Raw genomic sequence first — 16,903 nt, 5'->3', positions numbered from 1 at the left:
CACCTATTCCCCTTTTACTATCCTACGCAGTCGCTTCACGTCGCCAAACACCGTCGTGATGTAGCGCAGCGCATCCTCGTCGGTTTGATACGTCTGCACCCAGTTGCCGGTGCGCTCCGCGATGGGAAGGTTAAGGCGCATCATTTCTTCGTATAAATCAAGCACCTGCAGGTCGCTTATCACGCGGTTCCCACGGGGCCATTCTATCAGCTTCAAATCGCCCTTTTCGTCTCGTCGAAACGGGCCTTGTTCCGGGTTCATGCGGAAAGGAGCTAATAATTGCCGGGCTGTCACTACGGATTCGTGTACCAAGCAACACCGCTGCTTTTCGAGCTCCAGCGCCCGGCGCATCTCCAGGTGCGTAATACTAGGCTCGCCCTTCTTCTCCAGGCCGCTGCCATAATTGCCCGTGATAATTCCTAGAAAAACGTCGCACTCTTCCACTGCGGCAATGCAGTTGGCGAAGTTGCCAACTTTGGAATTGACAAACACAGTGCCTTCGTGCGACATCCACACGTTATAGCTCACGCTTAGCGTAGCATAAATGCGGTCCAGCAAGTTCTGGTTTCCATAAACCGATGAACTCACCATCACATTTAGTCGTGCTGCCTTTGCCATGAGGTGTAAAACTAACCAGTTTGAGGAAATTAAGTGCTTCCGGAAGCTTCCGGAAGCTTCCGGAAGCACTTAAACCCGTATGTTTTTAGTGGAGTTGACTAGTACGTAGCTATTCTAGTCAAGCGGATTGGGTGGCTGAAAGGCTGATTCGGCTTTTAAACGCCCTTCGCAATCTTGCGCATCGCGGCCGGTGAGTCGCCGAACTTGCACAGCGCCTCGCAATGCTGGCGTAGCTCCGAGAACAGGATGTAGTGGATGGTCGCGCCGGCGGCGCGGATGGCCGGCCGCGACAGCTGGGCCTGTACTTCCTTCTCGCGGGCGTCGGGCACCACCAGATATAGGGCCGTTTCATTCTCAGGCATGGAAAACGCCAGGTCCGTTAGGCGCAGAATGCCCGAGTAGATGCTGGTGCTCTTTTCCACCTCGAAGGCGGCCACCACCCGGTTGGTGCCGGGCGCAAACCACACGATGTCAATCAGGCGGATGGTGCTGGCCACGTCGGCGGGCACCGGCAGCTCGGGATGCTGGTCGAGGCAAAGAAACGAGAGCTTCTGCCCGCCGCAGAGGCGGTTGCGGTCGTTGATGGCCGTCGTCACATCGCAGCCCAGCGCTTTGCCGATGCGCAGCAGGTGGTGCTGCATCTCGGTGTGCTGGTTTTCCTCCTGGGCTTCGGACTGCACCTCTTTGTGGCGCTTTTGGGCCTGCTGCTGGTACTTGTCGCGGTCCTCGTCGGTGGTGAACTGCTGGTCGCCGGCAATCATCTTCTTCACGCCCACATCGAAGAGCAGGCCGCTCAGCGCGCCGTAGTCGAGGCTCAGGTGCTGGCGGTGTTCCTGGTTGAGGTCGCGCAATCGGTCGCGCATGCGCAGGTACTCGGACCAGGAGCCGAGCTTGATTTTCTCTCCGAACAAGGCGTTGAAGCCGTTGACGATGGCCGTGTTGCAGGGCGGCATCAAGGTCGGGTGCAGAAAATACAGGATGCTGGCCACGGCTGGCCCCAGCCCCTTGATTTTGCGGCGGTCGAGAATCTCGATTTCCTTGAGCAATTGCTGCTCAGTAGTGGCCGCGAGGCAGCTTTCCAGAAATTGCCCGAAGGCGCGCTTGTTGTCCTCGTGCTCGTAGATGTCGGGGATGCGCAGCTTGGGCTTCCAGTAGAAGGGGTGGGCCGCGCCCTGAAACACCTGCTTCTGCTCGCTGATGACGCTGAGCACGAATTCAAGCGAGGTGCCCTTGAAGTCGTTGCCGAAGCTACCGGCCTTGATGTCCTTGACCACCTGCTGCACGCCGCGCCGGATGGAGCGAAAGGCCTTCAAGCGCTCCTCGTTGTTGATAAACCAGGTGTTGTAAACGGACTCGGAATCGGCCTTGTATTGCTGGATAAGGGGCGGTAGAGCGGCGGACATAAAGAAGCGTAAGGCCAATAAAGCAGCTAAGATGCACAGAAGCGCGCAATCGCGGTCAACTCAAATCAGGCGCCTCATTCCTCCTCCAGTCGGCTCGGTTATTTGTCTCCGATGAAACTGGCACAAATGATGATAACTGCCCACCCGAGCAACCATTGCCGACGGTATTCCCACCATGGTCCACTGGTCGCACCATCCCAACTTTCCCTCATGAAAATTTCGCACTTCCTGCTGGCCGCTACAATGTTGGCCGCCCCGCTTTCTCTTTCGGCTCAGCACAGCCACAAGCCCGGCGCCGCCGCCCACGGTCACAAGGCCGCCGGCGAAACCCATGCTCACAAATCTCCCCACGGGGGCACGGTGCGCACCGCGGGCAAGTACCACATCGAATTGGTGCAGCACGTCAACGAGGTGCACGTGTACCTGCTTGACGGCAAGGAGAACTCCCTGGCCGTTGACCGCACTACCGGCTCCGTCATGCTGCTCAGCACGACGGGCAAAACCAGCACGGTCAAGCTTACGCCCACCGGTGACCATTTGGTGGCCGCCCTGCCCGCCGGCTCGATGCTGCGTACGGCCATCGTGAGTGTGAAAGCCAACGGCAGCTCGCTCAGCGCCCGGTTTGAAAAAGCTGGACGCGGCCGCCAAAGCCGGCAAAATGGCCGGTACTGCTTACGAATGCCCAATGAAGTGCGAAGGCAGCGCCAGCGACAAGCCCGGCAGCTGCCCCAAGTGCGGCATGGCCCTGGTCAAAAAAGCCTAAAAGCTTTTTAACCGCCGCAGGCCACCGCCTGCCTTCTGATTTAGCCAGCGCAGCCCCATGACTTGTTTGGGGCCGCGCTGGCTATTTACATTCGGTGGCCCGGTATGTCCATGCCAGGCATGGCCTCCATCGGCTCGCCGGGCCGCATGGACAGGTCGCCGTAGCGGGCCGCCAGCCAGTAGCCGAGGGCGAGCATCACCAGCGTTATCAAGGTAACCACTGCTTTGCGCAAGCCCGACACCTGGGCTCCGCCTTCCATGTTCATGGGCATCGCGGCCATGGCGTGCCCGGCGTGCGCCGCTGCTGGGGACACGGCGTGCGACATGCCACCCATAGAATGGCCGGCATGCGCCGAAGCGCTGACTTCTTCCTGTGCCGCGCCGCCTTTGCCCAACGCGCGCTCGGTGCCCATGCCGTGCTTGAGCTGGTTTTTAACTAGCCAGTAGTTGACGGGGTAGGAGACCACCACGCCCACCAGCGTCGCGGCCGACATGGCCGCCCAGAACCAGGGCGAGGTGGCTTCCATGGCCCGCATGTCGCGGGTCATCAGAATCACCATGGTGGGCAGCATGCCGGCCATCATAGCGTTCATGGATATCCACTCCGGCAGAAAGGATTGGCGTAGGGCCTCCCCGTAGCTCAGGCCCATCATGTCCTTCATGAACAGAGCTTGAAAGATGAACAGGCCGAAGACAAAGCCGGCAGCGTACTCTATCCAGATGTCCACGCCCATGCTCAGCCCAAAGTAGCCGGTGATGGCGGCGGCCACGATGATGCCCGTCGCGTCGCCCGCCGCGCAGTGAATGGTGGAGCCCACGGCCTGCTTCCACAGCGGCGCTATAAAAGCCTCGTGGGTGCCCGGCGCGGGCTCGCGGCAGGAGAACCAGTAGATAAGCAGGCCCACCGGGCCGGTGTAGAGCGTGACCAGGACCCAGCCCCACTTCATGACCTTCATCTCGGGCGTGCGGGTAAACAGGTCCCAGGCCACGTAGAGCACCGAGAGCAGCGTCAAGCTAAACCAGAGCCAGAGAGCCCAATCCGGTGCCCAGGGGGTAGTGTGCATTTCCATAGGGGCAGGGGTTAGTAGAAAAGCAGCGAACCGAAGGGTCCGCTGCTTAGGGATACGAGCGAGGGAAGCCCTAGTATTTCTTGTTAGCCAGCAGAAAGTCCTGCAGCATCCTGATTTCCATCTTCTGGTCGGTGATAATTTGCTGGGCCAGCACCTTGGTGGCGTTGTCGCGGCCGAACTTGAGCAGTGCGTCCGAGTTTTCGATGGCGGCTTGGTGGTGGTCAATCATCAGCTGGGCAAAGTCGAAGTCCGGGTCACCGGTGAGGGGGCGCAAATCCACGGCCTTCATCATCTGCATCATGTTCATCATTTGCAGGGCGTTGAACTCGGGCACGGCCGGGGCATGCGCCGGGTGGCCGGCCAGGAAGGCGTTGAACTGCGCGATTTCGGCCTGCTGCTTGTCGATAATCGTCTGAGCCATGGCCTTCATCTCGGCACTTTTCCCACTTTTAATCTCCTCCTGGCTGTTTTTGATGGCTATCTGATGGTGCATAATCATCATGGTGGAGTAGTCGTTGTCGGGGTCGCCTGTCTTGGGCATGGACTCCATCATGGCCATGCCCTCGTGCATGTTGCGCATGTACAGCTCTCGTCGTGGCCGATGAGCTCCAGACCGTTGTCGTCGTCCTTGTCGCAACTGGTAACGGAAAAGGTAGCCCCGAGCAGGCTCAGCGCGAGCAGGGGCATTCGAAATATCTTGTTCATGGGTAGCGGTCGTTAATGAAAAAGCTAACCTTGAAAACGGCAAAGCCCGGGCGTGGATTTGCGACAATCCCGCCCAGGCTTGCATAATTTCCGAGTTAAACGCCGCGGTTACAGCGTGAGGCCCAGGCCCGCGAACCACGTGCGGCCGTCGGCGGGCAGGATGCCCGGGCCGGGGTAACCACCCGCCCGGCGCGTGAAGTAGCGCGCGTCGAACACGTTGTTGACGCCGCCGCTGAGGCGGTAGCGGCCCTCGGCGCCTAGCTTCCAGGTGGCGGAGAAGTCGGCCACCTGGTAGGCCGGAATGGCGCCGGTCTGGGCATTGGCCGTGGGCTCCTCGGTGTTGTTGGCGTCAGCGTACACCTTGCCCACGTGGCTGAACTGCCCGGTCACCGACACACCTTTGTGAGCGAAGGTGAGGCCCGTGCGCAGGGTCTGGCGCGGGGCGTTCTCCACGTACTTGCCGTCCAGGTTGCTTTCCACAATCTGGGTGCCGACGCCCGTGCCGGTGAGCGTGGTCACGGGCAGGTTCCCGTAGCGGGCGTCGAGCAGGCTCAGGGCCGCGAACAGGTCGAGGTGGGGCAGGTTGAAGTTGCCGGTGATTGAGTGAATCAGGTCCAATTCGGCGTAGGCTTCCAAGCCATGGGTTTGGGTGCGGCCCAGGTTGGTGCGGAACTGCTGGGTCTGGCCGGCGGTGCCGCCGGGTACGGGCCGGCGGATGGTGCCGATGCGGTCCTCGTAGTTGAGGAAGAAGTAGCCCACGTCGAAGCGCAGCCAGTTCTTGAAGGTGCCGCGGTAGCCCACTTCGGCGGTGTAGCCGCGGGCGTCCTTCAGGTTGGGGTCGATGACGTCGGCCGTGGCCGGCGGCACCAGGTCGCCGAAGAGCACGGGGCGAAAAGCGCGCGAATAGTTGGCATACAGGTTGGTCGTAGGGGAGACGATGAATTCAGTACCCAGGCCGTACAAGAGCACGTTGCGCTGGCTGGACTGGTCGGGCAAGCGGTTTTCGGTGCCATTGGCGGCCCGGCCCAGGTAGCCGGTGCTGGTGTTGCGCAGGTAGTCGTAGCGAACGCCCGGCGTGATGCTCAGGCGGGTGCCGGCGTGCAGCAGCAGTTCGGCAAACGCCGCCCCGTTGGTAGTAGTGAAATCAAACTCGTTGGTAAAAAGCCCGTTGCCGCTCAAGCTCAGGTCGTAGTCCGAACCCGTGGTGCCCGTGCCGCGCTGGCGGCGTAGCGTGGTGGCCCGGTAGGCCCGCAAACCGGTGGCCAACGTGTGGGTGTACCCCAAAAAGTCCAGGTCCTGGGTCAGGCGCAACTCGGCGCCCAGGTTGCGGTAGTCGTCGCGGTCCACCTGACGGGCGGCAAACTGCCGGGTCCGACGGTTTACGGTGTCCAAGGCGGGCAGGCCAGCCACAAAGCCCACGCTGTTGCGGGCGGCCACCAGGCCAAAGGTCTTCAGGTTGATGTGGGTGCGCTCGCTGGCTTTGTAGTCCAGGGTGAGGGCCGGAATCAGCCAGGGGGTGCTGAGCCAGTTGCGGTCCCGGGTGCTCTGGCGGCTGTCCTGCGCGAATTGCGCGTCGGTGAGCCCGCCGGGCTGCTGCAGGCGGTTTGTCAGGTAGGTGAGCTCCGCGTTTAGGGTCAGGCGCTCGGTGAGGGCCACGTGCACGTTGCCGTGCAAGTCGTCGACGGTGAACTGGTTGGAGGGACGCCAGCCGTTGCCCTGCCGGTGGCGGTAATAGGCGTAGTAGTTCACGTTGCCCACGGTGCCGCCCACGGCGTTGTAGGAGTTGAACAGGCCGTTAGAGCCGGCCGTGTTGCTGGTTTCAATCTCAACTTTCTTGTCGCGGGCCCCGCGCTTGAGCTCGTAGTTGAGCAAGCCCCCGAACTGGGGCCCGAATTGCAGGCCGGCGCCGCCGCGCAGCAGCTGGATGCGCTCCACCGCTTCCATGGGCGGGTTGTAATAGGCTTCGGGGTAGCCAAAGGCGTCGGCGCTCATGTCGTAGCCGTTCTGGCGGGTGTTAAACTCCCAGCTGCGGTTGGGGCTCAGGCCGCGGGTGGCCACGTTAATCTGCTGGCCCGAGCCGTCGTTTTCCCACACCATCAGGCCGGGCACGCGGGCCATCACCTGGCGCATGTTGTTCTGCACCAGATTAGCATTGACCTCACGGGGCTTGATGAGCTCGTTGCGGCGGCCGGCCGTAATCGTGGTGCCGTCCACGGGGGCCGCAAAGTGCGGACCTACTCCGGTCACGGTTACTTCGCTCAGGGTCTGGCGGCGGGTGGAGTCTGCAGCCGGCGCCTGCTGGGCGTGGGCGGTGGGAAGGAAAGCAAGGGTAGCCAACGCCAGACTGCCAAGTGCAACGGCGGTATCGCGGGAAAAAGTACGGGTCATCAGAGTGCCTTAAAGGGTAACGATGGCACAAAGTTCGGCTTATTTAGAATGATTACAAATAATAAAAGCTTAACTATGGCTTGCATAATTTCCGGGAACTCCTGCAGGGTATTTATTAGGAGTGCCTAGGCGCTGTACAAGCGGCTATCCTGACTCACTCAACCACCTTGCGGCCCAGTAGCTTTTTCACCCCGTTGCGCAAGGCGTAAATCCGGGAGCTGAGGTAGCACTCGTTGCAGTGGCTGAAGTTCCACAGGCAGTCCACGGTATCGGTGAACAGGTGGAAAAGCAAGCCCACGGCGACGGGGTGCAATGCCGGCAGCAGCAGGAGCAGCGCATACACCGGGAAGGCGTAAAAAGAGTGCAGCGGATGATAGCCCACGCTGCAGCGCAGCGGGTCGAAAATGGGTTTGGCCAGCAGGTGGTCCAGGTCCATGAGCATCGTGGCCAACATCATCAGGTAGGCGGCCTGCCACATCGCAGGAAAAAACACCAGCGCTAGCACGGCCGGGAAAAGAAAGTGCAGGCTGTAATGCACCAGCGTCTGGGCGCTGAAAAGTTTGGTCGGGAACTGCCGACGCAGGCCGCGTGGTGGCGTCGGCTGGGTAGCGCGGCGCACAGTGTCTCCGGGCGCTGCTTTGGCATATCTCTGGCCCAGCTCGCCAGCCGGCTTTCTTTCCACCCGGGGCACAGGAACCTGCGGGCTCACGACCGGAGGCTGCACAGCCACCTTTGTCCGTCGCGGCGGGGTGCTGGGGCGCGCAGGGGCCGGGATAACCGTGACCGAGTCAACGCGCTGGGCCAAGCGCGGGTGGTGATACCCGGGGGTCGCGGGAAAATTAGGAACCACGGCGGATGACCGGCACCCAGTTAAAAGCAGGCTGGCGGCAAGGCAGAAGTAAAAGAGGTAACGAAAAACAGACAAACAGAGCAAGGTCAACATTTCCAAGAAAGAAGCCCGCTAACGACCTAGTCGGTCATTTGCTTACAGGAAATGAAAAAGGCAGCCCCGCAAGAGCTGCCTTTTTCGTGGAGCAAAGCCGGTATTAACGGTTGCGCGTCAGCCAGTTTTGCAGCGTGGCAATCTCCTGGCGCTGGTCGGTGATGATGGCCTGCGCCAGCTGACGCATCGTGGCGTTGCGGCCGTGCTGGAGCAGCGCCTCCGAGTTGTCGATGGCCGCTTGGTGGTGGTCAATCATCATCGCTGCGTAGTCCACGTCGGTGCGCATGGTCATGGCGCGGGCGTTGCTCGCGGCCATCATGCGGTCCATGTTGGTTTTCTGGATTTGGTTGAACTGCGGCACCAGCGGCTGCGTGGGCTGGTGCCCGCTCAGGAACGTGTTGAATTGCGTGATTTCGGCGCGCTGCTTGGTAATGACGTCCTGGGCGATGGTCTTCATCTCCTGGTTGCTGCCCGCGCGAAGTTCTTCCTCGCTCATCTTGATGGCGGCATCGTGGTGCAACACCATCTGGGCGGCGAAGTCGTGGTCAGGGTCCTGGGTCTTGGCCTGTGCGTCCATCTGCGTCATCATGTCCATCATGATTTTCATCAGCGCAGAGTCGTGCTTCATATCGTCCATGTCGTGGTCCATTTTACAGGCCGAAAACAGGGAAACAAGCACAAGCAGGGAGTAAATAGGCAAACGGAATAAGCGGTTCATGCTCACGGTCGGTGGGGTCTGATGGTGAGCATTATAAACGCCCAGGCCACCTGTCCGGTTTTTACACCGTTGGCCTTTTTGCTTGCATAATTTCGGAGGCTACAGCAGCGCGTCCAGGCTGCGTCGGGCGTGGCTGGCGGGCCCCAACCGCTGAAATTCGGTAGGAGTCAAACCCGTCACCTGTCCGAACTGCCGCGAGAGGTGGGCCGGGGAGCTGTAGCCCAGCTGGCCGGCCACCTGGGCAATGCTCAGCTCGCCGTAGCCGATGAGCTCCTTGGCCCGCTCCACCTTCTGGCGGATGATGAATTTCTCGATGGTCAACCCTTCCTCGGAGGAAAACAGGTGGGAGAGGTAGTGGTAATCCCGCCCCAGGTGCTGGACCAGGTAATCCGAGTAAGTCAGCAAGCGCGGGCCCGGCTCGGGATAATGAATGAGCGTCACCAGCAGGGTCTTGATTTGCTCCACCAGCTGGGCCCGCGGGTCTTCGAGCAAGGCAAAGCCCGCGGCCTCCAAGCTGGTGCGCACGGGCTCCAGGTCCGGGTCCTGACCGTCGGCGGTACTCACGTCGGCCTCGCCCAGCACCACGCGGTGTACTTGCAGGCCCAAGGCCGTCAGGTCTTCCCTCACCACTCGGATGCACTGGGGGCACACCATGTTCTTTATCAGCAGCCGGTGGGTGCCGGGGGCGGGCAGCGTGAAGCCGGAGCGGAGTTGGGAGTTCATGAGCGGCATCTATTTAACGACTAAGCTACCGCGCAGCATGCCCATGCCACAGGTGAACGTAAAGGTACCCGCCTGCTGGGGCAGCAGCTCCACCAGGGTCGTTTTAAAGGCGGGCAGGTCGCGGCGGATGCTGAAGTCGGGCATGAGCAGCTCCTCGGAGCAGGAGTTTTCCTCGTCGCGGTAAAAGCTCAGCTGCACGGGCTTGCCCCGCTCCACCTCGATGACGTCGGGCGAGTAGCCCCTTTGACAGTGATGTCCACTTCCTGCACCCCGCTGGCGGTGGAAACGGCGCTGGCCGTCTGGCGGGCGGAAAAGAAGAAGTACCAGATGACAAAAGCCGACAGGGCCAGCCCGGTCAGGGTCACGATGATTTCAGTGGTATCCATAACCTCAGTTTTTAGCAGGGGAGAAGCTGCGCAGCCGCAGCGAGTTGGTGAGCACCGACACCGAGCTCAGGGCCATGGCGCCGGCCGCGAGCATGGGCGAGAGAAGCAGTCCGAAGAAGGGGTAGAGCAAACCCGCTGCGATGGGAATACCCAGCGTGTTGTAGATAAAGGCGAAAAACAGGTTTTGCTTGATGGTGCGGATGGTCTGGCGCGAGAGCTCAATGGCCGTGACCACGCCCTGTAAATCCGAACGCATGAGCGTGATGCCGGCTGCTTCCATGGCCACGTCGGTGCCGCCGCCCATGGCCAGCCCGATGTCGGCCTGGGCCAGGGCCGGGGCGTCGTTGATGCCGTCGCCCACCATGGCCACGATGCGGCCCTCGGCCTGCAGCTCCTTCACCTTGCCCGCTTTATCGGCGGGCAGCACCTCGGCGAAGTAGCGCTTGATGCCCACCTGCCCGGCCACCTGCGCCGCGGTTTGGGGATTGTCGCCGGTCATCATCACCACTTCGATGCCCATGCCCTGCAGCCGTTTGATGGCCGCCGCCGACGTTTCGCGCACGGTGTCGGCCACGCCGATGAGGCCCACGGCCTGCTGGTTCATGGCCACGTAGAGCACGGTCTTGGCCTGGCCCAGCAGCTCGTCGGCTTGCCGGCGCACCGCGGATGAAAGCGAAATACCGGCCTCATCGAGCAGGCGGAAATTGCCGATAAGCACCGCCTGCCCATTAACGGACGCCTGCGCCCCTTTGCCTTCGATGGCCTGGAAACCGGTGGCGGCAATGATAGGGGCCTGCTGGGTGTCAGCATAGCGCACCACGGCTTCGGCCAGCGGGTGCTCGCTCTGCCGTTCCACTGCGGCCACTACCTGCAGCAGCTGGGCGGCGTCCTGGCCCTCGGCCGGCACAAAGTCGGTCACAGCCGGTTCGCCGCGGGTGATGGTGCCGGTTTTGTCGAGCAGCACGGTGTTGACCTGGTGGGCTTTTTCCAAGGCCTCGGCGTTGCGGATGAGCACGCCGTGCTCGGCTCCCTTGCCAGTGCTGACCATAATGGCCGTGGGCGTGGCCAGCCCTAGGGCGCAGGGACAGGCGATGATGAGCACGGCCACAAAGTTGACCAGGGCCAAAGGCAGACGGGCTTCCACGGGCGCGAGGTCAAACCAGAGCACAAAGGTGAGTATGGCAATGACCACCACCGTGGGCACGAAAATGGCGCTGACCTTATCGGCCAGGCGCTGAATGGGGGCGCGGCTGCCCTGGGAGTCCTCCACCAGCTTCACAATCTGGGAAAGCATGGTATCGGCCCCCACTTTGGTCACGCGGAAACGGAACGAACCGGTTTTGTTAAGCGTGGCCCCGAACACGGGGTCCCCGGTTTTCTTTTCCACCGGCAGGCTTTCGCCCGTGAGCATGGCCTCGTCCACCGCGGAGCGACCTTCCTCGATGAGGCCATCAGTCGCCACTTTCTCGCCGGGACGTACCACGATGAGGTCGTTGAGCTGCACCTGCTCAATGGGCACGTCCACTTCCTGGCCGTCGGGGCGCACCACCCGGGCCGTCTTCGCCTGCAAACCCATCAGGGCCTTGATGGCCGCCGAGGTTTGCGTTTTGGCGCGCAGTTCCAGCACCTTGCCCAGCAAAATCAGGGCAATGATGGTGGCCGTGGTGTCATAATACACTTCGGGCATAATGCCCCGGCGCATAAACCAGCCGGGCACCACCGTGGCCGCGAGGCTGTAGAGGAAAGCGGCGCCGGTACCCACCGCAATGAGCGTATCCATGTTGGCGGCCCGGTGCTTGAAGCCGTTCCAGGCCGAGGTAAAGAATTCGCGCCCGCTGTACAGCAGCACCGGGATGGTCAGCACCAGCAGACCGTAGTTCAGCCACTGCATGTTCACGCGGGCCATCATCGCCGGCCAGAGCATGAGCATGCTCAGCGGCATGATGACGATGGCCAGCACCGTGGCTACCCAAAAGCGGCGCTTGAGCTTGACATAGGCCAGGGCCTTCTGCTGGTCGATTTCGGCTTGCCGGTCGGCAGCTGAGGTATCGGGGGCTCGCTCGGTGACGCCGTAGCCAGCATTGACGACCGCCTGTTTAAGGGTAGCCGGGGTGGCTTGAGTTGGCAGGTAGTCGATGGTGGCTTTTTCGGTGGCGAAGTTGACCATGGCCCGCTGCACCCCGGGCGTGCGGGTCAAGGACTTTTCGACGAAGGAAGCGCAGGACGCGCAGGTCATGCCTTCAATGTCGAGGGTTTCAGTCTTGGTTGTTGGTTCCATAAAAATAAGCAGCTGTAATGCTGCATTGGGCCGGGAAACACATTGTTCCCCAGGCTAGAAAGCTCCTTACAAAGGAACGGCGCATCTGCGGCGGGGTTGGTACGGAATCCCACTTGAAACTTGCATAATTTGCACGTAGTGGGCCGGCAATGGATTTACATAATCCGGCCGAAGGCTTGCATAATTTTGCGGTCATCAATTGGGGGCATTTCGCCTAACCGCCGCTTAAAACGGCTTGGTAGCCCTTTGCGGTCCTTTTTAGAGGCTAAGCGGCCTGCCGCGCGAACGGCCCGGAAACTCTTTATTTAGAAATGGGGTAAATAGGCAGTACCGCCTTTTCGTGGAGAAGTCTACTTTTGCGGTTGCTTAGCGCCTCTCATGTTCCGTAGCCTGTTCCCTTTCCGCCGTTTGCTGGCGACGAGCTTCCTGCTCGTCTTCGTCAACGTGTTCGTGGGCCAGTGCTACTGCGCGACCATCAACCCGGTGGCGGCGGCGCCGATGGCTAAGTTCACCCCAGCGCAGAAGCCTTCGCATCCCGGCTGCCACGGTCACGACAAAGCCCCGGTCCAGCAGAAGTCCACGAAAGCCAAGCATGACCATGCCAAGCACAATTCCAAGCCCGCGGGCCAGGATGACTGCTGCAAGGACAACTCGGCTGCTATTCTTAAGTCGCTCGCCACGCCCGGCGAAAAGCAGCTGCTCGCGTCCGCGCCGGCTCTGCTGCCGGCCAGCAGTGACTTCTCTTTCCGGCCCGCTGCCGGACAGTGGGACCGCACGCATTCGGTCGTTCTGGTGCTCCGCGAGCACCTGCCCCCCAAAATACCCGACATCCGAATCTTTATTCAGTCCCTGACGGTCTGATTGGTTTGACGCGCACTAGGCTCGCCCTGGCATAGCTCTGCTATGTCCGGGGCGGGCCTTTGCATTGTCGTGTCCGCCCGGCGCCTAGTTGCGCCCCCCTCATCTTCCTGGTTTTACCCTCGCCGAACAATGAAAAGTTGTTGCGAAGAAGCCGGCGCACCCGCTCCTAAAGGCCCGGTTCGTCGCCTGCTTTCCTACCTGCTCTATGCTGCGGTAGCTGCCGTGCTGGGCTTTGTGCTCTGGCAGCAATGGCAGGCCTAGCTGCCCGGTAGCAGTACTCTACGCTACCCAGTGTAGCCCCCAATCTGTTCAACCCCATTCCCCTTTTATGTACCGCATCCCGCTTTCCCTGCTGGCCCTGGCCGGCCTGCTCACTGCCACTAGCTGCTCGTCCGAAACCGAGTCCAGCAAAACCACCGACACCGTCACCACGCCCACCAACGGCCCGGCCGAAGGCACCGCCGAGCACGGCGGGGGCCACACCTACGCCTGCCCCATGCACCCCGAGGTCACCAGCACCAAGGAAGGCGACAAGTGCCCCAAGTGCGGCATGAACCTGGAGCACAACGACAAGGTGGCCAACGGCAAAACCTATGAGATGAAAATGGTGCCCACCCCCACGCAGGTCACCGCCGGGCAGCCCACCACGCTGGCCTTTACGCCGGTGGAAACGGGTAAGGGCTCCGCACCCGTGCCCCTGGACGTGGTGCACGAGAAGAAAATTCACCTCATCATCGTCAGCAAAGACCTCGGCCAGTTCTACCACGAACACCCCGAGTACACCGCGGCCGGCGACTACAAGGTGCAGTACACCTTCCCCAAGGGCGGCGAGTACGTGCTGTTCCAGGACTACACGCCCACGGGCTCCGGCCACCAGCTGGGCCGCCAGCCGCTCACGGTAAAAGGCGCGGCCTATGCCCCGGTGAAGTTCAAAAACGACGACATGCAGTGGGACAAGGACGGCTATAAGGCCACCCTTTCCTTCGACAAGGACCTGAAAGTGGGCCAGCTGCTGGGCATGAAAATCAACATCAGCAAGGATGGCCAGCCGGTGACCGACCTGGCCAACTACCTCGGTGCCCTAGGTCACGTGGTGGTCATCAGCGAGGACACCGAGCAGTACCTGCACGTGCACCCCAACGACCAGGCCGACAAAGGTCCCAACATCGGCTTCAACACCAACTTCGAAAAGCCCGGCCTGTACCGCGTATTCCTGCAGTTCAACCACGCCGGCAAGATTCACACCGGCGACTTCACCATCAACGTGAAGGCTTAACGCGAAGGCGTAGCCCCGTCCCTGCTTCCCATTTCATTTTTCCACTAACCCAACCAAACCCATGAAAAAGTCCGCTTTTTTCCTCGCCGCCCTCTGCTCGGGCTCCCTGCTGGTAGCCAGCTGCAGCAGCGACAAAGCCGCCGATTCGACGGCCACGACCAGCGAGACCACCACCACGGAAGGCGCCTCCGGTGACATGGCCGGCATGGACCACTCGGCTGGGGCCGCGGCCGGCGAATCGCCCCTGATGGCCTCGATGAATGAGATGATGCAGAAGATGGAGGCCAGCAAGCCCAAGGGCAACACCGACCACGACTTTGCCCACCACATGCTGGAGCACCACAAGGGCGCCGTGGCCATGGCCGACATCGAGCTGCGCGACGGCAAGGACGCCACCATGCGCCAGATGGCCGAGAAAATCAAAGCCGACCAGCTCAAGGAAATCACCGAGCTCGAAGCCGTGGCCACCCGCCTGGACAGCGCCCCCACCAACTACCAGCCCAACGACCCGGCCGACCCCTTCACCAGCAAGATGAAGGCCTCGATGGACGGCATGATGCAAAACATGCCCAAGCCCGTGGCCAACCCGGACATGAACTTCAACATGCTGATGACGGTGCACCACCAGAGCGCCGTGGACATGGCCAAGGCCGAGCTGGCCCACGGCAAGGACACCAAGCTCAAGGAAATGGCGCAGATGATGATTACTGCCCAGGAGAAGGAAATCGCCGATTTCAAGGCCTGGCACGACAAGAACACCGACAAGATGTAATTCCCGGGAGGCAGGTGGCGCCGCCGGTTGGCGGACGCGACCTGCTCCCATTCTCACCCCTTCCCACCATACCGGTTATCCCGTTTCCCATGAAGATTGTAAAGATTTCATTCGTTGCCGCCGCGCTTTTTGCCCTCGCTCCCCTGGCCTCGCAGGCCCAGCACGCCCACGGCGCGGGCGCCGCGGACAAGCACATCGCCCCCGGCGAAACCCACGCCCATGCCTCGCCGCACGGCGGCATGGTGCGTTCGGCCAAACCCTACCACATGGAGCTCGTGCAGCAGCCCACCGAGCTGCGCATCTACCTGCTGGGCGACAAGATGGCCGCCGTGCCGAACAAGACCCTGACGGGCTCGGTGATGGTGCAGACCACCGACAACAAGACGACGACCGTGCCGCTCACGGCCGGCGGCACCGACTACGTGGTGGCCAAGCTGCCCGCCGGCACCAAAGCCCGCACCGCCATCGTGAGCCTGAAAAACGGCAGCGAGGCCCTGAACGTGCGCTTTGACAAGCTGGACACGGCCGCCAAGGCCGGCAAGTCGGTGACAGCTGCCTACACCTGCCCCATGAACTGCGAGGGCAGTGCCAGCGACAAGCCCGGCAGCTGCCCCAAGTGCGGCATGGCCCTGGTCAAAAAAGCCTAGGCGGAGCCTGTTTTTCGGGCGCAGTGCGTCCGGGCCTTTCTCCGTCTTGGGCCGTCTGCTGCTGCAACGGTGGGCGGCCCTATGACTGGCGTTAACCTGATTCTATGAAGTACTTGAAAATGAAACGTGCGGCGAACCGACTGCTGCTGCTGACCCTGGTACTCCTGGGGCTGGGCCCGGCCGGGGTGCGCGCGCAAACCGTTATCGGGCTGGACAGCGCCGAAGCCCAGACCCTGCGCCGGCACCCGCGGCTGCGGCAATCCGACCGCGAAATCGAGGAGCAACGGGCCCTCAAGCGCGGCTCGTTTGCGCCGGCCAACCCGGACTTTCTGTTCTCAGCCCCCACGGGCGAGATGTGGGCCCCGGGCGTGGTGCAAACCATCGACCTGCCCAACGTCTACCGCCAGCAGTCTAAGGTGGCGCAAGCGGGCATTACCCTGGCCGAACGCAACCGCGAAGTAAGCCGGGCCAGCGTGCTGCGCGACACCCGCCTGGCGTATTTGGCCCTGCAGTTCGCGGAAGCGCAGGTGCGGCAGCTTACCTACCAGGACAGCCTGTTCCGGGTGCTGCGTGTAGCTACCGAGCGCCTGTTCACGGCCGGCGAAGTCACCTCGCTGCAGCGCATCAGCACCGACGCCGAAGCCCGGCAAGTGACCGTGCAGCTGCAGCAGGCCACCGCCGACCGGCAGGCCGCCCAGCGCCGCCTGGGCCTATTGATGGGCCGGCCCAACGAGGCGCTGGCCACCAGCACCGACCTGGGCCGCACCGGCACGGAGCTGGCCCAAACGGGCACGGCTTTGCTCGCGGGCCTGCCGGCCGAAGACAGCACAGCCCTGGTGCGCAGCCCCACGCTGGCCGCCGCCACCCAGAACGTGGCCCTGAGCCAGTCGGGCATCAGCTTGGTGCGCGCTCGCCGCACCCCCGCGTTGACGGTGGGCTATCAGAACCAGGCCTTTGAGAACTCGGCGCTGAAGTACCGTTTCCAGTTCGGTGTCTCGGTGCCCATCTGGTTCTGGACCTACCGCTCCCAGCTGCAGGCGGCCACCGCCCGCTCCCAGGCCGCCAGCTACCAGCTGCAGGCCCAGCGCCTGGAGCTCAGTAGTCAGTATCAGCAGGCGCTGGCCGATACGCGCAAGTTCTCGGCCTCGCTGGGCTACTACGAGCAGACCGGGCTGCCCCAGTCGCGGGCTATTATCAGCCAGTCCCAGCGCCTGTTCCGGGCCGGGGAAGTCAGTTACCTGCAGCTCATTATGAGTTTGAACCAGGCCTTTGCCATCCAGAACACCTACCTGACCACCATCCGCGACTACCGCCAGGCTTTGGTCGAGCTTAACTACCTGCGGGGCGAATAAC

18 protein-coding genes are annotated in these 16,903 nt (G+C 62.0%); 7 read left to right on the top strand and 11 right to left on the bottom strand.

Features of this window, described 5'->3' with window-relative positions; all coding sequences use genetic code 11:
- Positions 1–3: 3 nt before the first annotated feature.
- Complete coding sequence (locus LRS06_RS23440) at positions 4–618, bottom strand: DUF4062 domain-containing protein (RefSeq protein WP_257873682.1); 615 nt, start codon at positions 616–618, stop codon at positions 4–6.
- Between the two features lie 155 nt (positions 619–773).
- A complete protein-coding gene (locus LRS06_RS23435) occupies positions 774–2,021 on the bottom strand; it encodes a hypothetical protein (RefSeq protein ID WP_257873681.1) in 1,248 nt (415 codons plus the stop codon).
- Positions 2,022–2,679: 658 nt separating this feature from the next.
- Between LRS06_RS23435 and LRS06_RS23430 the strand changes: the two genes are divergently transcribed.
- On the top strand, positions 2,680–2,784 hold the full coding sequence (locus tag LRS06_RS23430; protein WP_308239931.1) for a heavy metal-binding domain-containing protein: 105 nt from the start codon (positions 2,680–2,682) through the stop codon (positions 2,782–2,784).
- An 85-nt stretch (positions 2,785–2,869) separates the two neighbouring features.
- Here the strand turns inward: LRS06_RS23430 and LRS06_RS23425 are convergent, their stop codons facing one another.
- The 9 genes from LRS06_RS23425 to LRS06_RS23385 form a co-directional block, all read right to left on the bottom strand.
- Positions 2,870–3,847: a DUF4396 domain-containing protein gene (locus LRS06_RS23425; protein WP_257873679.1), complete on the bottom strand. Its 978-nt coding sequence runs from the start codon at positions 3,845–3,847 to the stop codon at positions 2,870–2,872.
- Positions 3,848–3,923: 76 nt separating this feature from the next.
- Positions 3,924–4,433, bottom strand: a complete 510-nt coding sequence (locus LRS06_RS23420) for a DUF305 domain-containing protein (RefSeq protein WP_257873713.1) — start codon at positions 4,431–4,433, stop codon at positions 3,924–3,926.
- A 233-nt stretch (positions 4,434–4,666) separates the two neighbouring features.
- A complete protein-coding gene (locus tag LRS06_RS23415) occupies positions 4,667–6,946 on the bottom strand; it encodes a TonB-dependent receptor (RefSeq protein ID WP_257873677.1) in 2,280 nt (759 codons plus the stop codon).
- 154 nt (positions 6,947–7,100) lie between these two features.
- A complete protein-coding gene (locus LRS06_RS23410) occupies positions 7,101–7,565 on the bottom strand; it encodes a DUF6122 family protein (protein ID WP_257873676.1) in 465 nt (154 codons plus the stop codon).
- A 427-nt stretch (positions 7,566–7,992) separates the two neighbouring features.
- A complete protein-coding gene (locus LRS06_RS23405) occupies positions 7,993–8,607 on the bottom strand; it encodes a DUF305 domain-containing protein (RefSeq protein WP_257873675.1) in 615 nt (204 codons plus the stop codon).
- Between the two features lie 99 nt (positions 8,608–8,706).
- Positions 8,707–9,330 (bottom strand): AraC family transcriptional regulator, encoded by a 624-nt coding sequence (locus LRS06_RS23400; protein WP_257873674.1) that lies wholly within the window; start codon positions 9,328–9,330, stop codon positions 8,707–8,709.
- 9 nt (positions 9,331–9,339) lie between these two features.
- On the bottom strand, positions 9,340–9,528 hold the full coding sequence (locus tag LRS06_RS23395) for a cupredoxin domain-containing protein (protein WP_257873712.1): 189 nt from the start codon (positions 9,526–9,528) through the stop codon (positions 9,340–9,342).
- Positions 9,519–9,716 (bottom strand): hypothetical protein, encoded by a 198-nt coding sequence (locus tag LRS06_RS23390; protein ID WP_257873711.1) that lies wholly within the window; start codon positions 9,714–9,716, stop codon positions 9,519–9,521. The genes LRS06_RS23395 and LRS06_RS23390 overlap by 10 nt, the downstream gene beginning before the upstream one ends.
- Before the next feature lie 4 nt (positions 9,717–9,720).
- On the bottom strand, positions 9,721–11,994 hold the full coding sequence (locus tag LRS06_RS23385; RefSeq protein ID WP_257873672.1) for a cation-translocating P-type ATPase: 2,274 nt from the start codon (positions 11,992–11,994) through the stop codon (positions 9,721–9,723).
- 378 nt (positions 11,995–12,372) lie between these two features.
- Here LRS06_RS23385 and LRS06_RS23380 point away from each other — a divergent pair, with 378 nt between their 5' ends.
- From LRS06_RS23380 to LRS06_RS23355, 6 genes are all read left to right on the top strand, one after another.
- Complete coding sequence (locus LRS06_RS23380; protein WP_257873710.1) at positions 12,373–12,855, top strand: hypothetical protein; 483 nt, start codon at positions 12,373–12,375, stop codon at positions 12,853–12,855.
- A 129-nt stretch (positions 12,856–12,984) separates the two neighbouring features.
- Positions 12,985–13,116 carry a hypothetical protein gene (locus LRS06_RS23375; protein ID WP_257873670.1) on the top strand — a complete coding sequence of 44 codons (132 nt, stop codon included), beginning with the start codon at positions 12,985–12,987 and terminating at the stop codon, positions 13,114–13,116.
- A 67-nt stretch (positions 13,117–13,183) separates the two neighbouring features.
- The gene (locus LRS06_RS23370) at positions 13,184–14,131 is read left to right on the top strand and encodes a heavy metal-binding domain-containing protein (protein WP_257873669.1); all 948 of its coding nucleotides are present in this window, start codon (positions 13,184–13,186) and stop codon (positions 14,129–14,131) included.
- A gap of 61 nt (positions 14,132–14,192) precedes the next feature.
- Entirely contained in the window at positions 14,193–14,903 is a 711-nt protein-coding gene (locus tag LRS06_RS23365) for a DUF305 domain-containing protein (protein WP_257873668.1), read from the top strand.
- A gap of 89 nt (positions 14,904–14,992) precedes the next feature.
- Complete coding sequence (locus tag LRS06_RS23360) at positions 14,993–15,550, top strand: heavy metal-binding domain-containing protein (RefSeq protein WP_257873667.1); 558 nt, start codon at positions 14,993–14,995, stop codon at positions 15,548–15,550.
- Positions 15,551–15,654: 104 nt separating this feature from the next.
- Positions 15,655–16,902, top strand: coding sequence for a TolC family protein (locus LRS06_RS23355; RefSeq protein WP_257873666.1), 1,248 nt, complete (start codon positions 15,655–15,657; stop codon positions 16,900–16,902).
- Position 16,903 lies beyond the last annotated feature (1 nt).

Origin of the sequence: Hymenobacter sp. J193 (assembly GCF_024700075.1) — a bacterium.
In the GTDB taxonomy this organism is placed as follows: domain Bacteria; phylum Bacteroidota; class Bacteroidia; order Cytophagales; family Hymenobacteraceae; genus Hymenobacter.
This window is presented reverse-complemented; position numbering and strand designations above follow the sequence as displayed.